Annotated in this window: 15 protein-coding genes and 1 tRNA gene; 11 read left to right on the forward strand and 5 right to left on the reverse strand. The window is 39.4% G+C overall.

Annotated features, from left to right (window positions below; all coding sequences use genetic code 11):
• Nucleotides 1–5 precede the first annotated feature (5 nt).
• From tsaB to ACICP9_RS02940, 8 genes are all read left to right on the forward strand, one after another.
• Complete coding sequence (gene tsaB, locus ACICP9_RS02905) at nt 6–704, forward strand: tRNA (adenosine(37)-N6)-threonylcarbamoyltransferase complex dimerization subunit type 1 TsaB (RefSeq protein WP_395498703.1); 699 nt, start codon at nt 6–8, stop codon at nt 702–704.
• Complete coding sequence (locus ACICP9_RS02910; RefSeq protein WP_071662297.1) at nt 697–885, forward strand: Trm112 family protein; 189 nt, start codon at nt 697–699, stop codon at nt 883–885. Before tsaB ends, ACICP9_RS02910 begins: the two co-directional genes overlap by 8 nt.
• Before the next feature lie 86 nt (nt 886–971).
• The gene (pheS, locus tag ACICP9_RS02915; RefSeq protein ID WP_395498705.1) at nt 972–1,991 is read left to right on the forward strand and encodes a phenylalanine--tRNA ligase subunit alpha; all 1,020 of its coding nucleotides are present in this window, start codon (nt 972–974) and stop codon (nt 1,989–1,991) included.
• A gap of 1 nt (nt 1,992) precedes the next feature.
• Nucleotides 1,993–4,368: a phenylalanine--tRNA ligase subunit beta gene (gene pheT / locus ACICP9_RS02920; RefSeq protein WP_395498707.1), complete on the forward strand. Its 2,376-nt coding sequence runs from the start codon at nt 1,993–1,995 to the stop codon at nt 4,366–4,368.
• 6 nt (nt 4,369–4,374) lie between these two features.
• Nucleotides 4,375–4,674, forward strand: a complete 300-nt coding sequence (locus tag ACICP9_RS02925) for an integration host factor subunit alpha (protein ID WP_395498709.1) — start codon at nt 4,375–4,377, stop codon at nt 4,672–4,674.
• 124 nt (nt 4,675–4,798) lie between these two features.
• Nucleotides 4,799–4,875 (forward strand) — tRNA-Pro (locus tag ACICP9_RS02930).
• Between the two features lie 201 nt (nt 4,876–5,076).
• Nucleotides 5,077–5,523, forward strand: coding sequence for a universal stress protein (locus ACICP9_RS02935; protein ID WP_395498711.1), 447 nt, complete (start codon nt 5,077–5,079; stop codon nt 5,521–5,523).
• 225 nt (nt 5,524–5,748) lie between these two features.
• Nucleotides 5,749–5,910, forward strand: a complete 162-nt coding sequence (locus ACICP9_RS02940) for a hypothetical protein (protein WP_395498713.1) — start codon at nt 5,749–5,751, stop codon at nt 5,908–5,910.
• 263 nt (nt 5,911–6,173) lie between these two features.
• On the opposite strand, the gene ACICP9_RS02945 is transcribed toward ACICP9_RS02940, so the two are convergent.
• Nucleotides 6,174–7,817, reverse strand: coding sequence for a hypothetical protein (locus ACICP9_RS02945; protein ID WP_395498715.1), 1,644 nt, complete (start codon nt 7,815–7,817; stop codon nt 6,174–6,176).
• Between the two features lie 351 nt (nt 7,818–8,168).
• Between ACICP9_RS02945 and ACICP9_RS02950 the strand changes: the two genes are divergently transcribed.
• Entirely contained in the window at nt 8,169–8,393 is a 225-nt protein-coding gene (locus tag ACICP9_RS02950) for a DUF378 domain-containing protein (RefSeq protein ID WP_071662291.1), read from the forward strand.
• 106 nt (nt 8,394–8,499) lie between these two features.
• Here ACICP9_RS02950 and ACICP9_RS02955 read toward each other — a convergent pair whose 3' ends face one another.
• Nucleotides 8,500–9,696: a DNA recombination protein RmuC gene (locus tag ACICP9_RS02955; protein ID WP_071662290.1), complete on the reverse strand. Its 1,197-nt coding sequence runs from the start codon at nt 9,694–9,696 to the stop codon at nt 8,500–8,502.
• 27 nt (nt 9,697–9,723) lie between these two features.
• Here ACICP9_RS02955 and ACICP9_RS02960 point away from each other — a divergent pair, with 27 nt between their 5' ends.
• Nucleotides 9,724–11,574 (forward strand): transglycosylase SLT domain-containing protein, encoded by a 1,851-nt coding sequence (locus ACICP9_RS02960; RefSeq protein WP_395498717.1) that lies wholly within the window; start codon nt 9,724–9,726, stop codon nt 11,572–11,574.
• A gap of 132 nt (nt 11,575–11,706) precedes the next feature.
• Here the strand turns inward: ACICP9_RS02960 and ACICP9_RS02965 are convergent, their stop codons facing one another.
• Nucleotides 11,707–12,036, reverse strand: coding sequence for a BON domain-containing protein (locus ACICP9_RS02965; RefSeq protein ID WP_395498719.1), 330 nt, complete (start codon nt 12,034–12,036; stop codon nt 11,707–11,709).
• 433 nt (nt 12,037–12,469) lie between these two features.
• The gene (gene ssb, locus ACICP9_RS02970; protein ID WP_395498721.1) at nt 12,470–12,940 is read right to left on the reverse strand and encodes a single-stranded DNA-binding protein; all 471 of its coding nucleotides are present in this window, start codon (nt 12,938–12,940) and stop codon (nt 12,470–12,472) included.
• A gap of 187 nt (nt 12,941–13,127) precedes the next feature.
• Here ssb and uvrA point away from each other — a divergent pair, with 187 nt between their 5' ends.
• Nucleotides 13,128–15,998 (forward strand): excinuclease ABC subunit UvrA, encoded by a 2,871-nt coding sequence (gene uvrA, locus ACICP9_RS02975; RefSeq protein WP_395498723.1) that lies wholly within the window; start codon nt 13,128–13,130, stop codon nt 15,996–15,998.
• Between the two features lie 95 nt (nt 15,999–16,093).
• On the opposite strand, the gene ACICP9_RS02980 is transcribed toward uvrA, so the two are convergent.
• The gene (locus ACICP9_RS02980; protein ID WP_395498725.1) at nt 16,094–16,702 is read right to left on the reverse strand and encodes an outer membrane beta-barrel protein; all 609 of its coding nucleotides are present in this window, start codon (nt 16,700–16,702) and stop codon (nt 16,094–16,096) included.
• Between the last annotated feature and the right edge of the window lie 177 nt (nt 16,703–16,879).

The raw sequence follows: 16,879 nt of genomic DNA on the forward strand, positions 1-16,879 counted from the left end.
TTAAAATGAAACCCATCACACTGTTAGCAATTGATACCTGTACTGAAGCCTGTTCGGCAGCCTTGATGCACCAAGGACAGGTTCAGGAACGTTATCAATGTGCACCGCGCGCGCATACACAATTGATTTTACCGATGATGCAGTCCTTGTTGGATGAAGCAGGTCTCAAACTAAAGGATCTCGATGCATTAGCTTTTACTCGCGGGCCGGGGAGTTTTACAGGAATACGCATAGCGGCCAGTATTGTTCAAGCCAGTGCTTTTGTCGCCGATTTGCCAGTTGTGTTAGTTTCTAGTTTACACTGTTTGGCTCAAGGTGTTTATCGAGAGTTGCAAACGAAACAAGTGTTTGTAGCGATCGATGCGCGCTTGGAGGAGGTTTTTTCAGCCACTTATCGTCTACAGGTAGAAACCACTATCATGCAAGCTAGCAGTCCTGAGCAATTAAGCTTACCCCAACAAATCGAAGCAGATTTAACAAATTTTGTCGGTGTTGGCAGTGGTTGGGATCGATATCATGCGTTATTTGAAGAACGATTCAAGAATCAGTTGCAGCAATGGCTGCCACAACGCTATCCTAGGGCTTATGACGCCGCTGTGATTGCTGTCGATGCTTATCAGCGTGGCGAAATAGTGACAGCGGTCGAAGCTTTACCTACTTATTTAAGAGAAACAGTCGCTTTACGACGAGGTTCCGATGGATAAATATTTGCTCAGCATTTTAGTTTGCCCATTATGCAAAGCGAGTCTAGTGTATGAAAAATCAGCTCAAGAACTTATTTGTCGTTTTGATCGTTTGGCTTACCCCATTAGAGATGAAATTCCTATTATGTTAGAGTCGGAAGCGAGAAGGATATCTTTAGAAGAATATGATCGATTAAGTTAATCCGTCGTCAGGAGTTTATGAAGAAGTACTCACTTTTCAAACTAAACAATAGATTAAATTAAACAGATAAAAAAGGTTAAGGCGTCATGACAGATGATTTACAACAAATTATTGATCAAGCGGCTCAGTCGATTTCTCAAGCAAAGCGTTCTTTTGATTTAGAACAATTGCGTAGTACGCTTTTAGGTAAAAAAAGTGCTTTAAATGATTACCTTAAAAAACTAGCTCAGTTGCCGGCCGCAGAGAAACCTAAAGTAGGGCAAGCCGTTAACCAAGCGAAGCAACAGATAGAAGCCTTATTGAAAGCGCAGAATGAATTATTAGTCAATCAAGAAATCAATGCACAATTAGCACGCGAAAAAGTAGATATCACCTTAGCGGGTCGCGGTCAATCTATTGGCAGTTTACATCCGGTGACACGAACGCGCGAACGCATTGAGCGTTTTTTTACGAGTGTAGGTTTTACTGTGGAGCAAGGTCCTGAAATTGAGGATGATTATTATAATTTTGAGGCACTCAATATCCCGAGCAATCACCCGGCGCGCGCTTTACATGATACGTTTTATTTTCCTAATGGTTTACTGCTGCGTACGCATACTTCGCCGGTGCAAATACGTGCGATGCAAAACGCTAAACCACCCATAAAAATGATAGCACCCGGTCGTGTCTATCGTTGTGATTCCGATGTCACGCATACACCGATGTTTCATCAAGTCGAAGGATTGTTAATCGATGAATCCGCGAATTTTTCTGAGCTCAAAGGTTTATTAACTCAATTTTTACAACAGTTTTTTGAAAAAAACGATCTAGAAATTCGTTTTCGTGCCGCTTATTTTCCCTTTACTGAACCTTCGGCTGAAGTGGATATACAATGTGTGATGTGTGCCGGATCGGGTTGTCGCGTATGCAGTCAAACCGGATGGTTAGAAATTTTAGGTTGCGGTATGGTGCACCCTAACGTACTAGAAAAAGTCGGTTTAGCTTCCGATAGATATCAAGGCTATGCGTTTGGTATGGGCATCGATCGCTTAGCTTTATTACGTTATCGAATTCCCGATTTACGTTTGATGTTTGAAAATGATAGTCGTTTTTTAGAGCAATTTTAATATGAAATTGAGTGAACAATGGTTACGTACTTGGGTTAATTCTAAGTTAAGTGTTGACCAATTGGCCGAACAGCTGACCTTATCCGGTTTAGAAGTGGCTGCAGTGCATCCGGTTGCCGGATCGTTTAATCGAGTCGTCGTAGGCGAAGTGTTAAGCGCGGCGCCTCATCCGGATGCTTCGCGTTTACAGGTCTGTGATGTGAATATCGGTGCTGATCAATCTCTGCAGATAGTTTGTGGTGCCAAAAATTGTCGAGCGGGTTTAAAAGTTGCTGTCGCACAAGTGGGCGCGCAATTACCAAAGAATCTGTTGATTAAAGAAGCAAAAATACGCGGCGTCGTTTCACAGGGCATGCTATGTTCCAGTAGTGAACTCGGGCTTTCTGAGGTACCGTTAGATACCGGGATTTTGGAATTACCTAACGATGCACCGTTGGGTAAAGATATTCATGACTATTTGCAATTAAATGATCATTGCGTGGATATCCATTTGACACCGAATCGTGGTGATTGTTTAAGTATCAAAGGTTTAGCTCGCGACGTAGCCACCATAACGCAGCAGCCTATGACTTCTTTTCCTATCGTTAAACAACCTGCTGTTATAAAGGATAAAATTAAACTTAATGTCCTAGCCGCTGAAGCTTGTCCGCATTATGTTGGACGGATAATCCGTAACATCGACACTCAGGCTAAAACACCTTTATGGATGCAAGAACGTTTGCGTCGTAGTGGTGTGCGGAGTATTCATCCTGTGGTGGATGTGACCAATTATGTGATGTTAGAACTGGGTCAACCACTGCATGCTTTCGATCTGAAGCAATTAAAAGATGAAGTCTGTGTACGTTACGCCAAGTCACAAGAGCGCATCCATTTATTAGATGGTAAACAGGTTGTTTTAGATGAAACCACCTTAGTGATTGCAGATAATAACCAAGTACAAGCGATTGCCGGTGTTATGGGAGCAGCCCATTCAGCTGTGACTTCGCAAACTCAAGCGCTATTTTTGGAAAGTGCTTATTTTAGCCCTGCCTGTATAGCCGGACGTGCTCGACACTATGGTTTGAATACCGATTCTGCGTATCGTTTTGAACGAGGCGTTGATCCTGCTATGACTGTGTCGGCTTTAGAACGTGCTACACAATTACTCACGGAAATAGTCAGTGGTCAAGCAGGGCCGATAACACAGGTGCAATCAGCGGCCAAACCGATCACCACGATAAAATTTCATCCGGCGCATCTAAAAAAATTTTTAGGCTTTTCCTTAAGCGAAGAAAAAATAAGGGCTATTTTTTCCAATTTAGGGATCGATGTAAAGCGTATTGACGCACACGTATGGCAGACGACACCGCCAACTTGGCGTTTTGATCTCTCATTAGAAGTGGATTTGATTGAAGAGATCGCGCGGATTCATGGATATCAGCATATTCCGATCACTATGCCGAATAATCCAGTAAAGTTTCTTCCACAACCGGAAACGCAACTTTCGTTAACACGCGTACACGATTTACTTATCGACCGGGGCTACCGTGAAGCCATCAATTATAGTTTTACTGAGTCTAAACGACAGCAAGCACTCATCCCGCAACGAGAATCTTTACGTTTGTTGAATCCGATATCCAGTGAGCTTTCTGTGATGCGCACCAGTTTGTGGCCGGGTTTATTGAATGCTTTGCGCTATAATCAACAACGACAGCAGTTGAGCGGCCGTTTATTTGAAACGGGCCTTTGTTTTCATCTTCAGAAAGGGAAATTGGAACAGCAAGAGTATTTAGCGGCGGTTGCTAGCGGTCAAAGCTTACCGGAACAATGGGGTGTTGCGAATACCCCCTTAGATTATTTTACGATTAAATCTGATCTGGAAGCATTGATTAGTCTAACCACTAAAACGGATATTCAATTTATGCCAGGAACCCATCCGGCTTTACATCCTGGATTATCCTGTAATTTGCAAATTTCTGATAAGATTATTGGTTATATGGGTGCATTACACCCTAAACTAATCACAGAATTAGATTTAATCGGTCCTGTTTTTTGTTTTGAACTTGAAACTTCTGCGATTAGTGAGAGACCGTTACCTCATTTTAAACCTTATTCTAAATTTCCTATGGTGCGACGGGATATTTCGTTTTGGGTCGATAAAAAATATCCTGCCCAAACTATTTTACAGGCAGTGAATCATAAAGGGGGTGAGTTGCTGTATCGATCCTTTTTGTTTGATGTATATTTTAACGAGCAAGAACCACAAAAGCATAGTTTAGCTTTAGCGTTATGTTGGCAGCATCCCACACGTACTTTGGTAGATGTCGAAGTAGATAGCTTAATGGAAACTATCATAGGTGTACTAAAACAGAATTTTTCTATTCAATTACGGGAATAGAGTACTGTGAGTCAAGTTTTAACCAAAGCGGATTTGATCTACAGCTTGAGACAACAAGATCCAAGTCTTAGCCGGCCTTTAGCCACAAAACTAGCGGATGCTTTTTTTGAAGAGATTATATTAGCTTTAGAAAGAGGAGAGTCAGTAAAAATTTCCGGTTTAGGCAGTTTTCGACGGCGTAGAAAAAAGGAACGACCAGGGCGAAATCCAAAAACCGGCGTTACTACCTTGGTGACTTCGCGGAATGTGGTTTTGTTTCAAGCGAGTCAGAAATTAAAATCACAATTAAAGACTCAAAAAAATTAATATTCGTTTTACTTATTGTGTGGCTGGATTTATCGCAATGACGCATCTTTAGAGAGAGGATGCTATTACTGTGATTAATTTGTAGTTGCGAGTTTACACGACGGACATTACAATGTGCGCTCTTCGGGGCGTAGCGCAGCCTGGTAGCGCACCTGCATGGGGTGTAGGTGGTCGCTGGTTCAAATCCAGTCGCCCCGACCAACATCGATTGACTCATCTTACCTGTTTTTACCGATTAAATAGAATGAATAATGACCAAAAAGGCTTTAAATCCGTTAAAATCATTTGCTGTTTACCAATAATTACTGTTTATCTTTGTCGGCTTAGTGTAGGATAAATTGGTGGAATGTAAATTTTCATTAAAAGGAATTTGTGCTGTTACCTAAAATCGGGAGATAAGCTATGGCCATTTATGAAAATATCTTAGTAGCGATAGATTTACATCCGACCTGTGATGAAATCATATTAAAGCGCGCTCATGCTTTAGTTAAAGGAGGGCATAGCCGCTTATCCGTAATCCATGCGGTCGAACACATTAATGCCTACGGTGTGGCACAAGCTTATCCTGCCGTCATCGATTTAGAAGGCGAAATGCTCTCTGAAGCGCAAAAACAATTGGCTGAAGTGTCGAAAAAATTTGATATTCCCGCTAAACATCAATTTGTCGAAGTCGGATCGCCTAAGGTGGTGATACTTGATAAAATGAAGCAGTTAAAAGCAGATTTAATTATCATTGGTAGTCATGGTCGACATGGTATTGGTGTATTGTTTGGTTCTACCGCCAGCGCGGTCATCCATCATTTATCTTGTGATGCGTTAGTGGTGAAAATACCTGATCTAAAAGCTTGAAGCGTTCATATCAGTATTAGCCTGATAAGTCAGTCACTGTATACGTCAATCAGCGAGACAAACTATCTTGCTACTCTTTAGTTTTTTAATAGTTCGGTTTGAATTTTTTTAGTATAAAAAATATTCCCGAGTATTTTTTATACCATTAAAAATTTAATTATTATTTAATCAATTTTCATCATACTATAATAAGAGCAATCAATAATAATAAATAAGGAGAATAGTATGAATCAATCCGATGAGGTTAAAGGAAAAAAAAGTCGATACCTTTCCGGTGATCTTAATGCCACTCATCAAAGGGAGGCATTAAAAAAGTCAATTAATCCGTTAAGCCAAACTGTTCAAGAGAAAATGCAGCCAGTGACGCGCATTTTGCGAAAATTGTAAAGAAGCGTTAAAAAGATTAGATAGTGAATTTCCTCGTTTAATTACAGATACTAATCTATTAGTAGAACAAACTAAAAAATTACTTACCATTAAAGTAATCGCGTTTGAAAAACATTATAAGGAAGCTAATAAGAGAGTTTCAATTTTTGATCAGCCAACCGTGTCTGGCATGGAAAAAGAAAAACCCCGATTAGTCTAGATTTAGTAGAGTTAATCAACAGGCTCAGTGCTTGTTGATTAACTCGTTAACTACGGATTAGTATTTATTTTGCATAATCTCTTTTTTTTTGTTTTTCTTTATCTTTTTTTGCTTGAGCAGTGTCTGATTGGATCATACTAAATAAAGTAGATCCAGATAATCGTGAGGTTGTAATAGGGCTGTTATTTGATGCAGCAAGTCCTGATGAGGAATTTTCTGTGATTTCTGTTGCTGATTGTCCAGGATGATTAGGAAAGAAAACCTTATGCCATTTGTAATCGGAAGGCCCTGCTTGTGGTGAGATAGGAGCTGCCTGTTTGCCTGGATTAATACTCTCCCTTTTAGTAAGTAATTGTTTAGCACGTCTCGTTATTTTCATGTCAAAGCCATATTCTTGTATACAATAGTTTAATTGCTCAGTACTTGCTGTCTTCAATCCAGCAAATTGATTTTGGTTGCGCATTGCATTTAAAAAGGGCTCAATGTCATTATTATTGTAATAGCGTAGTTTCTCTAACATTGATAGCTCAACGGTGTTAGTTTTAATCATTTCACTGGCGATAGAGTTCGCTAAGGGGGGATGGGCAGTTGCCGCTATTGTATAGGCACGCAAATTGGGCGTGTTGACTAATTCATTTTCTTTTTTTTCTTCAATTGTAAATTGGTTTATTTTTTCTTCTCTTGAGAGTAACGTATTTTTATACGCAACTAAAGAATCAAAATGTTGTGCAAATTCTTCTTCGCTCATCGATTTGATATCCGCATACAGTTGATACATACGTTTGCTAAGTTTATCCATTAAGGCGGGATCGATGTCGACTTTATTTTCACCTAGGCCAAAATATTTATCTTTGGGTCCACAGGCTTCCAGTGACCATCCACTTTTGCGATCATGTGTTTTGCCAGGTTGATCAAAATAACATTTCATTTTTACCCGTTGGTGAGAGTCTATGCTGTCTGAGATCGATTTAGACGCAATAAAATGACCTAAATCTCCTTCTGGGTTAGCAATGCCAACCAGGCGATAAGTTAAATGACCAGATTTTTGTTCTTCGGTTTTTCTACTCACGCGCGGAAATTCTTTTTGTTCTTCAGCAAGAAAGTATTTGGTATTCGCATTGAGTTTGCGCATTTGCTTGATACCTTGCTTTAGTGCTTCTTTATCTTTGATGTCAATAAAGAGATTTCCTTTGCCTTCATGACTGATAGCTGATTTTAAAACGATTTTTGAGATCCCTTTAACACTAAAGTACATAGAAATATCGGCTATTAATTCTTCAGGTGCAGTATTTAACTGAAGTATACGATATTCGGGCGAGACTTCATCAGGTAAATACAGTCGTTGTAAGACTTTATTGTTTAATTTATCAATTTCGATTTCAAAAGAGCCGGTATGAACGTGCTTATAATAGTTACCTTGGCTAATTTTAACAAAGTCATTGGTTGAAACACGTTCAGAATCTTTTATTAATATGCGGTGCGAGGGTTCATGAGAAACTACGTGGGTTAAATTTCCTTGTACATCTATCTTCATATGTGAATGAGGAAAGGCCTTTGAAAAGGCCTTTTTATAACTCCATTTTGAGTTTCCGCCTAAATTGGAGCTAAGAAAAGGTTGACACTCAAAAACTAAGGCTTCGCTATATTGTCCAATTTTCCCTTTACGAAGACTGAGATCGATAACGTAAACATAACAATTATCTTTCATTAATCACTCCTTAATTGAGGTTTAGTATTAGTTTAAATTCTTATTATTAATTAACTATTAAGAAACCTTAAAATTTAATGATCTCCTACGATGCTATAAAAATTTATAGAAAGATTATTAGTAAAGTTTACTTATCATTGCGAGCGCATAGTAATCTCTAGCTGGATGACTACGTTCATTGCGAGGTAGGTAATTTTTTAAAAATGAAGGCTTTAAAAAATACCTCCGTTGTAAAATTTGTTTATCTTAAATTTTTGAGCTACAGTAAGGGGGTATTACTGACAAATGAACCAAAAATAAGACGTTTTAGTGTGGTATGTGAGTTTCACTTGCTTAAATAAAGGAGTATTTATGTTCAAAAGTCCGAGCGTTTTAGACTGGATTGCACTAGTTATCTTATTTATCGGTGGTTTGAACTGGGGTTTAGTCGGTTTATTTCACTTTGATTTAATTACCGGCATCTTTGGAGATTACAGTCCGATAGCGAGAATTATTTATATTATCGTTGGTTTAAGTGCTATTTATGTACTTGTCCGTGCGATTAGTTGTTGTAAAAACCATGTTTCAGTACCTTAAATTCTAATCGGTTTGTCAAAAAACCTCCCGTCTCGTACGGGGGGATTCTATTAGGATTTAGTTTATCCCATAACCAATTAAAGAAATTACCCGAATGGGCAGTGTGTTATTCCAACAAATCAGCACTTAACTCTACTTTTTCTATTTTTTCAAAACGCGAGGTGATTTTATCTGCAGAGGTTTTAGCGTCTTGAATATCGGTATAAGCTTGCTGAATATGGCGGAATAAATGATCCATTCGTTGTTTAAAACGTGAAAAATCTTTGGCCAAAACACTCAGATGTTCTTGGATTAAATGAATTTGTTCACGGGTTGCTGCATCTTTTAAGATAGCGCTGGTGGTGGTTAGTACCGCCATCATAGTTGTCGGCGAGACTAACCAGACACGCTGGCGCTGCGCTTCTTCGACTAAATCATAATAATGGGCGTGAATTTCAGCAAAAATAGCTTCAGCAGGAATAAATAATAACGCACCTTCTGAGGTTTCACCGGGAATAATATATTTACTTGCGACGGCTTGGATATGATGGCGAATATCTTGACGAAATTGTGCCGCTGCAGCGCGCTGCTCACTTTTTGGCTGATCGATTTCGGTTAATTTTCGAAAGCCTTCTAGAGGGAATTTAGCATCGATGGCGATGCTACCAGTGGGTGCGGGTAACAATAACAGACAATCGACACGTTTACCGTTACTTAAGGTATGTTGCAAACTGTAATTTTTAGCGGGTAAGACATTTTCGATTAAGGCATTTAATTGCACTTCACCAAAAACACCGCGCGAACGTTTGTCGGCAAGAATTTGTTGCAAATTGACGACATTACTGGAAAGTTCGGTGATGCGTTTTTGTGCTTCATCAATCAATGCCAGTCGCTTCACAACATCTGCAAAGGTGGCAGTGGTTTGGGCAAACCCATCGAATAAACGTTTTTCAACTTGACCACTAATGGCAAGTAATTTTTCTTGCGTGTTTTCGGTTAATTTATCCATACGTTGACTAATATGTTGCAACCCTTGCTGTAAACTATCTTGTAGCAGTTTTAAACTACTGAGTTGGTGTCGATCAAATTGTTGTCGATAGGTATTGAGCTCAAGTAACAGCTGCTCTTTATTGGCAGCCGTATGGCGTTGATCAATTACCCGTGCATCATGCAGTTGATTTAATAAACGATTGATATCTGTCCAACGACTTTCCATTTGAATGAGTTTGTCATGTTGACGTTCTAATTTATAAAAATGCAACAACGTAAAACCGATTAAGCTGGTAAGCAGAGCTAAAGTGATATATATAAAATAGAGGGGCATAAATTTTTCCTACTCTTAGAATGTGCTATGGGGACGATAAAAAGTACCGTTTTTATTATAGGTTTAGTATTAACTTGGCCATGTTTAGCTCACGCTGAGAATAGAGATCAACAACGAAAACTATTTTGGCAGGCGAGACAGTTGTTAATGAGTAAACATTATCAACAATTCTCTGTTTTAAAAGTCAAACTAAAAGATTATCCTTTATATCCTTACTTAATTTTTATCAAATTAAAACAACAATGGCCTTATACAAGTAGTGATGAAATCGACGAGTTTTTGCAAGCCTATAATGATACACCATTAGCCGTAAGGTTACGTGCTGATTGGTTGGGTTATTTAGCTAAAAAACAACATTGGGAAGATTTTATCCATTATTATCAACCTATTTATGGTACACCATTACAGTGTTACTACCTGCAATCGTTATTAGCCACTCAGCAGAAATCATTAGCTTTCAGAAAAATATCAACACTTTGGTTACACGTTAATTCACCTCCTAGCGTGTGTCGTAAAGTTTTTAGTCGTTGGGAACAATCAGGAGGATTGAATTCGGAATTAATTTGGAAAAAATTAGATCGAGCAATGAGCAAAAATAATAGGAATGTCGTACAACATATGGCACAATTTTTACCGCCGACACAACGCCAAAAAATTAAGCGTTGGTATCAAGTACAACGTCATCCTTTATTAGTTAAGCAGAGTGATCAATTTGATCTTGATAATGCTATCGACCGAAAAATTGTATTGTTTGGTATGAAACGCTTAGCGAATATAGAGCCGATAAAATTGGCAGAAAACTGGTCGAAAATGAGTAAAAGTTATGATTTAACCGAATCAGAAAAACAGAGGATATTAGCCGATTTAGCCGTCGGTTTAGCCAGGCGAGGTCACAGCACAGCAGGTGATTGGTTAAAACAAATTAAACCGGCTTATGCAGGTGCGACCTTACGTGAATGGCGGGTACGAAATAGTTTATTAACGGGTCAATGGGAGAAAGTGCTTTTTTGGTTGGATCATCTATCACGAAAAGAACAACACCAAGCGTGTTGGCGATATTGGCGGGCGAGGGCATTAGCGGAGACACAACAAACCGCAGCGGCGAATAGCATTTATGCAAGCCTAGCTAAAGAGGTTGATTATTATGGTGTGCTAGCGAGTCAACGTTTGAAATTAAACTATCATCCTACTACGCGCAGCAGGGTGGGTGATCGTCAAGCGCTGAAAAATAATTCAGCTATACAACGTGCTAAAGAATTGCTGGCCTTAGGTTTTGTTGGTGAGGCACGCCAGGAATGGTTATGGGCATTGGATAGCTTAAGTGTGCCAGAACGCGAAGCGGCTGCACATTTGGCTAAACAATGGGGTTGGTATGATTTAGCTATCGTTGGTGCCAGCAAAGCAAATATTCACAATGATATTAGATTACGTTTCCCTTTTGCGTATCGACGTTCAGTACTGGCTGCAGCGCGTAAAACGCATTTAAATTCGGCTTGGGTCTGGGCGATTATGCGCCAAGAAAGTGCTTTTATGTGGAATGCTAAATCCAGTGCAGGGGCATTAGGCTTAATGCAAATTATGCCGAGTACGGGTAAGCAGTTGGCGCGTGATTTGGCTTTACGTCGAGTCAATTTACTCGATCCAGAACAGAATATTCGTTTAGGCAGTACTTATTTAAGACAATTATTAAAATTATTTGATGGTAATGCAACTTTAGCAACAGCTTCTTATAACGTGGGTCCTAATCGGATTAAACGCTTTCAAGGTTTGTATCAGCGATTACCGAAAGATGTTTGGGTGGAAATTTTACCTTGGAAAGAAACACGTGATTACGTAAAAAGTGTGCGCTTAGCGCGTAGTATTTATAGTCAAATTTAAACTAATTTTTTTCTCATACAGCGTTTTTTGATAGTGAGTTGTTGGGTGAGAAATAAGAAAAACAAGGTTTAACCTTGTTTTTCTTTATATTAACTTTTTTTATTTTTTACCTGGAAAAAATACGGTTCAAGCTTAGCGATGCATTTTTTTCACAACGATGTTATTGGTGACACTGGTGACACCTTCGACTTGTTTAGCAAGCATACCGGCTTTTTGTTTTTGTGACCAATTATCCGCAAAACCGGTGAGTTTGACTTGACCTTTATAACTCATGACTGAAATAGCAAGACCTTTTATCGCAGGGTCGGCTAATAGTTTAGATTTTACTTTTAAAGTGATGACACTACTGTCAACATATTGACCCGTGGTTTCTTTTTGCATAGCACGATGATTGCTCATGGCTATCGTGGCGGCCATAGGTAATGCGATTAAGCCTAAGATAACAAATAACTTTGCTTTCATAGTATGAATACTCCTACTTGAAAATATACTCTTCGCACTTGAATTTTTGTCTGCGTCCGCTTAACTCGCAATCTTCTTCACGGTACTCGCCAAAAATCCAATTGCTGTGAGTGAGAACCTGGATCATAAACCTGGAGCATTTTTGAGTGTAAATTTTATTCTATATAGAGTTAGATTTTAAAATAGATGACTGAATAACCAAATAAGTAACAATACAGCAATAGGGATGCCTAATAACCAAGCAATTAAATATTTCATAATCCTCTCTCCTCGTTTACACTCTTCTTTGAGAATAAATGTTCCTTATAAAAAGATTAGCCAAGTCGACAGATAAATCAAGTTAACTCATTTTAATGGCGCTAGGTGCTGTACAATTTATATACAGCGCCTGCAACGTTTGTATTCGGAGAGCGTTGAAACGAAAAATGATCAGCTAAAAAGGAATATCGTCATCAAATGCTTCGCTGGCCATTTCAGGTAATGGGGTAGTTTCGCGTTTGGGTCGCGTAGCGGAAGTATTCTGTGTGGTAGAAAGGGGGGGCTCGCTGCCTGTCGCACTGCCGCTGCGACTGTCTAACATTTGCATTTCATTGGCAATAATTTCGGTGGTGTAGCGATCTTGACCGGTCGTTTTATCTTGCCATTTACGTGTTTGTAAGCGACCTTCAATATAAACTTTAGAGCCTTTTTTTAAATACTCGGCGACAATCTCAGCAAGGCGTTGGAATAAAACGACACGATGCCATTCGGTGCGTTCTTGAAGTTCACCGGTATTTTTGTCTTTCCAGCTTTCGCTGGTGGCTAGATTAATATTAGCAACCGCCGCACCGTTAGGCATATGACGAATCTCCGGATCAGCACCTAAGTTGCCGATTAAAATAACCTTATTAATACCTTTGGCCATGTTTGAATACTCCCACATTAACAAAATCAAAACAACTATAAATTCTAAATCTTGTAGCGTAAAAAAGAAAGCAATAAAAAGGAGTTTTTTAAAGGTTTCTTTTCGTTATTTTCAAGGTTATAGTGTGGGCTTTCCACAAAGGTTGATAAAGTTTTTAACTTTTGTACCAGAGCTTTCATGTTTATCTATGGATACAATTCGCATTCGTGGTGCTCGCACCCATAATCTTCAGAATATTGATCTGGATATTCCACGTGATCAATTAATTGTGGTGACTGGATTATCCGGTTCAGGTAAATCTTCGTTAGCGTTTGATACCTTATATGCTGAAGGTCAGCGTCGTTATGTAGAATCTCTGTCGTCTTATGCCCGGCAATTTTTGTCCATGATGGACAAACCGGATGTTGATCATATTGAAGGGCTTTCTCCCGCGATCGCTATTGATCAAAAATCAACCTCTCATAATCCGAGATCGACAGTGGGTACGGTCACTGAAATTTATGATTATTTGCGTGTATTATTTGCCCGAGTAGGTGAGCCACGTTGTCCTGTACATAACACCAGTCTCGCTGCGCAAAGTGTCAGTCAGATGGTTGACACTTTGATGGCTTTGCCGAATGAGACACGCCTAGTTATTTTGGCGCCGAAAGTACAAGGACGGAAAGGTGAATTTAAACCCTTATTGGATGAATTACGTAGCCAAGGTTACTTACGGGCACGAATTGATGGGGAATTGGTCGAATTGGATCAAGTGTCCCGTTTAAGTGCAAAACAAAAGCATAGCATCGATGTGGTGGTAGATAGGTTAAAAATAAAGCCAGAAAATCGCTTACGCTTGAGTGAGTCTTTAGCTACTGCGGCATCCTTGAGCGAAGGTTTAGTGACGGTGATCGTGCAAGATACGGCAGGAAAAACGAAGCAAGAATTGGTTTTTTCGGAACGTTTTGCATGCACTGAGTGTGGCTATAGTATTAGCGAGTTAGAGCCACGTTTGTTTTCTTTTAATAATCCAGCCGGCGCTTGTCCACAGTGTGATGGCTTAGGCCATGAGCTGATTTTTGATGCTGAAAAAGTCATACCACAACCGGAGTTAAGTATCACACACGGTGCAATTCGGGGATGGGATGCACAAAACCCTTATTATTCTTTGTTATTATCGACTTTAGCTAAGCATTATCAATTTTCTTTAGAGTCACCTTTTAATGAATTACCAGATACTATTCAAAAAATTATTTTATATGGTAGTGGTAAAGAAGAAATAAAATTTCACTATGAGAGTGAAAAAGGCTATGTCTATAATAAGAAAAAGCCCTTTGAAGGGGTGATACCAGTGATGCAACGTCGTTATCAAGAGACGGAATCACATTCGGTGCGAGAAGATTTAGCCCGCTATTTAGCTTCTAAACCCTGTAGTAGTTGTGATGGCACCCGTCTTAATGTTGCTGCGCGGCATGTTTTTATTGCCAATAAAGCGATTACTGATTGGGTTGCTTTACCCCTCGATAAATTAAAAGAATTATTTGAAAAATTAAATTTGTCTGGTCAACGGGCACAGATTGCTTCACGTTTACAAAAAGAAATTATCGATCGTTTAAATTTTTTAATTGATGTTGGTTTAAATTATCTGTCACTGGATAGGAGTGCAGATACCTTATCTGGTGGTGAGTCGCAACGGATACGTTTAGCTAGTCAAATCGGCTCAGGTTTAGTGGGTGTCATGTATATTCTCGATGAGCCATCGATAGGATTACATCAACGCGATAATGGCCGTTTATTAAGTACTTTACTTAGATTGCGCGATTTAGGGAATACGGTGATAGTTGTCGAGCATGATGAAGAAGCGATACGACACGCAGATTATGTCGTCGATATGGGACCAGGCGCCGGTGTGCATGGTGGTCGTGTGATTGCGCAAGGATCACCGGCCGCGATTATGCGAAATCCAAATTCATTAACGGGTCAATATTTATCCGGTGAGCGACGTATCGAATGCCCTAAAAAACGACACAAATTCGATAAAAATCACGTCATCAAACTATCAGGTGCAAGCGGTAATAACTTAAAACAGATGGATGTTGAAATTCCTTTGGGTTTAATGACCTGTATTACTGGCGTGTCGGGTTCGGGCAAATCGACGTTAATCAATGATACTTTATATCCACTGGCTGCTAAAAAATTGAATGCGGCTATTTTACCGCAAGCTGCGCCGTATCAAGCTATCACCGGTTTAGAACAATTGGATAAAGTCATTGATATTGATCAAAGTCCCATAGGTCGCACGCCGCGCTCGAATCCTGCTACGTATATTGGTTTGTTTACACCCATACGAGAACTCTTTGCTGCCACGCCTGAAGCGCGTTCGCGTGGTTATATGGCAGGGCGTTTTAGTTTTAATGTGAAAGGGGGTCGCTGTGAAGCGTGTGAAGGCGATGGTGTACTTAAGGTAGAAATGCATTTTTTAGCGGATGTTTATGTGCAATGTGATATCTGCAAAGGTCAGCGTTATAACCGTGAAACCTTAGAAATATATTATAAAGGGAAAAATATTTATCAAATTCTAGAAATGACCGTAGAAGATGCACATGAGTTTTTTAATCCGGTGCCGGTATTGGCACGAAAATTACAGACCTTGATCGAAGTAGGTCTAGGCTATTTGCACCTCGGTCAAAGCGCGCCCACTTTGTCAGGAGGCGAAGCACAGCGCGTCAAACTGGCTAAAGAATTAAGTAAACGTGATACGGGTCGTACACTCTATATTTTGGATGAACCAACGACGGGTTTACATTTTTATGATATAGAACAATTACTGAAGGTTTTATATCGTTTGCGCGAGCGCGGTAATACGGTGGTGGTGATTGAACATAATTTGGATGTGATTAAAACCGCCGATTGGATTATTGATCTCGGTCCAGAAGGAGGCAGTAAAGGCGGCGAGATAGTCTGTGTGGGTACGCCCGAGCAGGTCGCAAAACAATTAACTTCTTATACCGGTCAGTATTTGAAACCTTTGCTAGGTAAGCGAAGTTTAACGAGCGAGGATGGTAGCCGTCATGGTTGAATTTTGCATAAAGAATAGGAAAAAGACACAGGTTATAAAAGAAAAAACCCCTAGAACAGGGGTTTTTTTATCACTGAATGTGTGTTTGGTGATTTTTAACCGAAAGTAAATCCTAGACCTACTGTGGTCATATTAATGTTATTCGGCTGATTTTTACCAATGGGTTGAATATGCGTAAAAGCAGTATCAATAAACACATTAGAAGTTATATTATAAGTAACGCCCACACCTGCTTCAGGTGCCCAGCTATGTTTAGCTAGTGGTGCAACAATTGATTGCCCATTTACTACATTACCTTTTAGATCATTGACTAAATAAGCCATACCTACTTTAGCATAGACATCAAACTTACTGGTGATAGGGAAGATACCCTTTCCAACGACATCAAAAGCATGTTGGTTCAGTGTGACAGATTGCTTGGCGAGACTAGATTTTACATTAGCTTTTTGCTGAGCTAATTGTAAATAACCCATTTCAACCGCCCAGTTTGGGTTGAATTGATAACCAATAGCTAAACGACCCGCTAAACCACCTTGATATTTGGAAGAAACTTTTCCTGAAGGAAAAGGCTTTACAAAGTGCTTGCCGGTTTTGGCATAACCTACTTGGCCTTCAACATAAACGCCTGGAGTAGTTGCATTAGCAGCCACCATACCAAGCGCCGAAACACCTAATACGCTTACTGCGATTATTTTTTTTAACATATTATTATTTTCCTCGTAAGATTCAACTAGTTAAACAGGTTCTTATTTATCATTTGTATAAATAGCTGTCAACTTTTTTATCAAATATATTGATAAATTTCAAGCCAAGGAGGATCAATCTAGCCTTTTAGCTGGAAAATTTATACTTATATTATAGGGATTTCAAGTTACTCCATA

The organism is Rickettsiella endosymbiont of Litargus connexus, assembly GCF_964277335.1.
Classification (GTDB): domain Bacteria; phylum Pseudomonadota; class Gammaproteobacteria; order Diplorickettsiales; family Diplorickettsiaceae; genus Aquirickettsiella; species Aquirickettsiella isopodorum.

Excerpts from the sequence above, each read along its gene's own strand:
- tsaB (WP_395498703.1), top strand. The coding sequence starts at position 6 with ATGAAACCCATCACACTGTTAGCAATTGATACCTGTACTGAAGCCTGT.
- ACICP9_RS02910 (WP_071662297.1), top strand. The coding sequence starts at position 697 with ATGGATAAATATTTGCTCAGCATTTTAGTTTGCCCATTATGCAAAGCG.
- pheS (WP_395498705.1), top strand. The coding sequence starts at position 972 with ATGACAGATGATTTACAACAAATTATTGATCAAGCGGCTCAGTCGATT.
- pheT (WP_395498707.1), top strand. The coding sequence starts at position 1,993 with ATGAAATTGAGTGAACAATGGTTACGTACTTGGGTTAATTCTAAGTTA.
- ACICP9_RS02935 (WP_395498711.1), top strand. The coding sequence starts at position 5,077 with ATGGCCATTTATGAAAATATCTTAGTAGCGATAGATTTACATCCGACC.
- ACICP9_RS02940 (WP_395498713.1), top strand. The coding sequence starts at position 5,749 with ATGAATCAATCCGATGAGGTTAAAGGAAAAAAAAGTCGATACCTTTCC.
- ACICP9_RS02945 (WP_395498715.1), bottom strand. The coding sequence starts at position 7,817 with ATGAAAGATAATTGTTATGTTTACGTTATCGATCTCAGTCTTCGTAAA.
- ACICP9_RS02950 (WP_071662291.1), top strand. The coding sequence starts at position 8,169 with ATGTTCAAAAGTCCGAGCGTTTTAGACTGGATTGCACTAGTTATCTTA.
- ACICP9_RS02955 (WP_071662290.1), bottom strand. The coding sequence starts at position 9,696 with ATGCCCCTCTATTTTATATATATCACTTTAGCTCTGCTTACCAGCTTA.
- ACICP9_RS02960 (WP_395498717.1), top strand. The coding sequence starts at position 9,724 with ATGGGGACGATAAAAAGTACCGTTTTTATTATAGGTTTAGTATTAACT.
- ACICP9_RS02965 (WP_395498719.1), bottom strand. The coding sequence starts at position 12,036 with ATGAAAGCAAAGTTATTTGTTATCTTAGGCTTAATCGCATTACCTATG.
- ssb (WP_395498721.1), bottom strand. The coding sequence starts at position 12,940 with ATGGCCAAAGGTATTAATAAGGTTATTTTAATCGGCAACTTAGGTGCT.
- uvrA (WP_395498723.1), top strand. The coding sequence starts at position 13,128 with ATGGATACAATTCGCATTCGTGGTGCTCGCACCCATAATCTTCAGAAT.
- ACICP9_RS02980 (WP_395498725.1), bottom strand. The coding sequence starts at position 16,702 with ATGTTAAAAAAAATAATCGCAGTAAGCGTATTAGGTGTTTCGGCGCTT.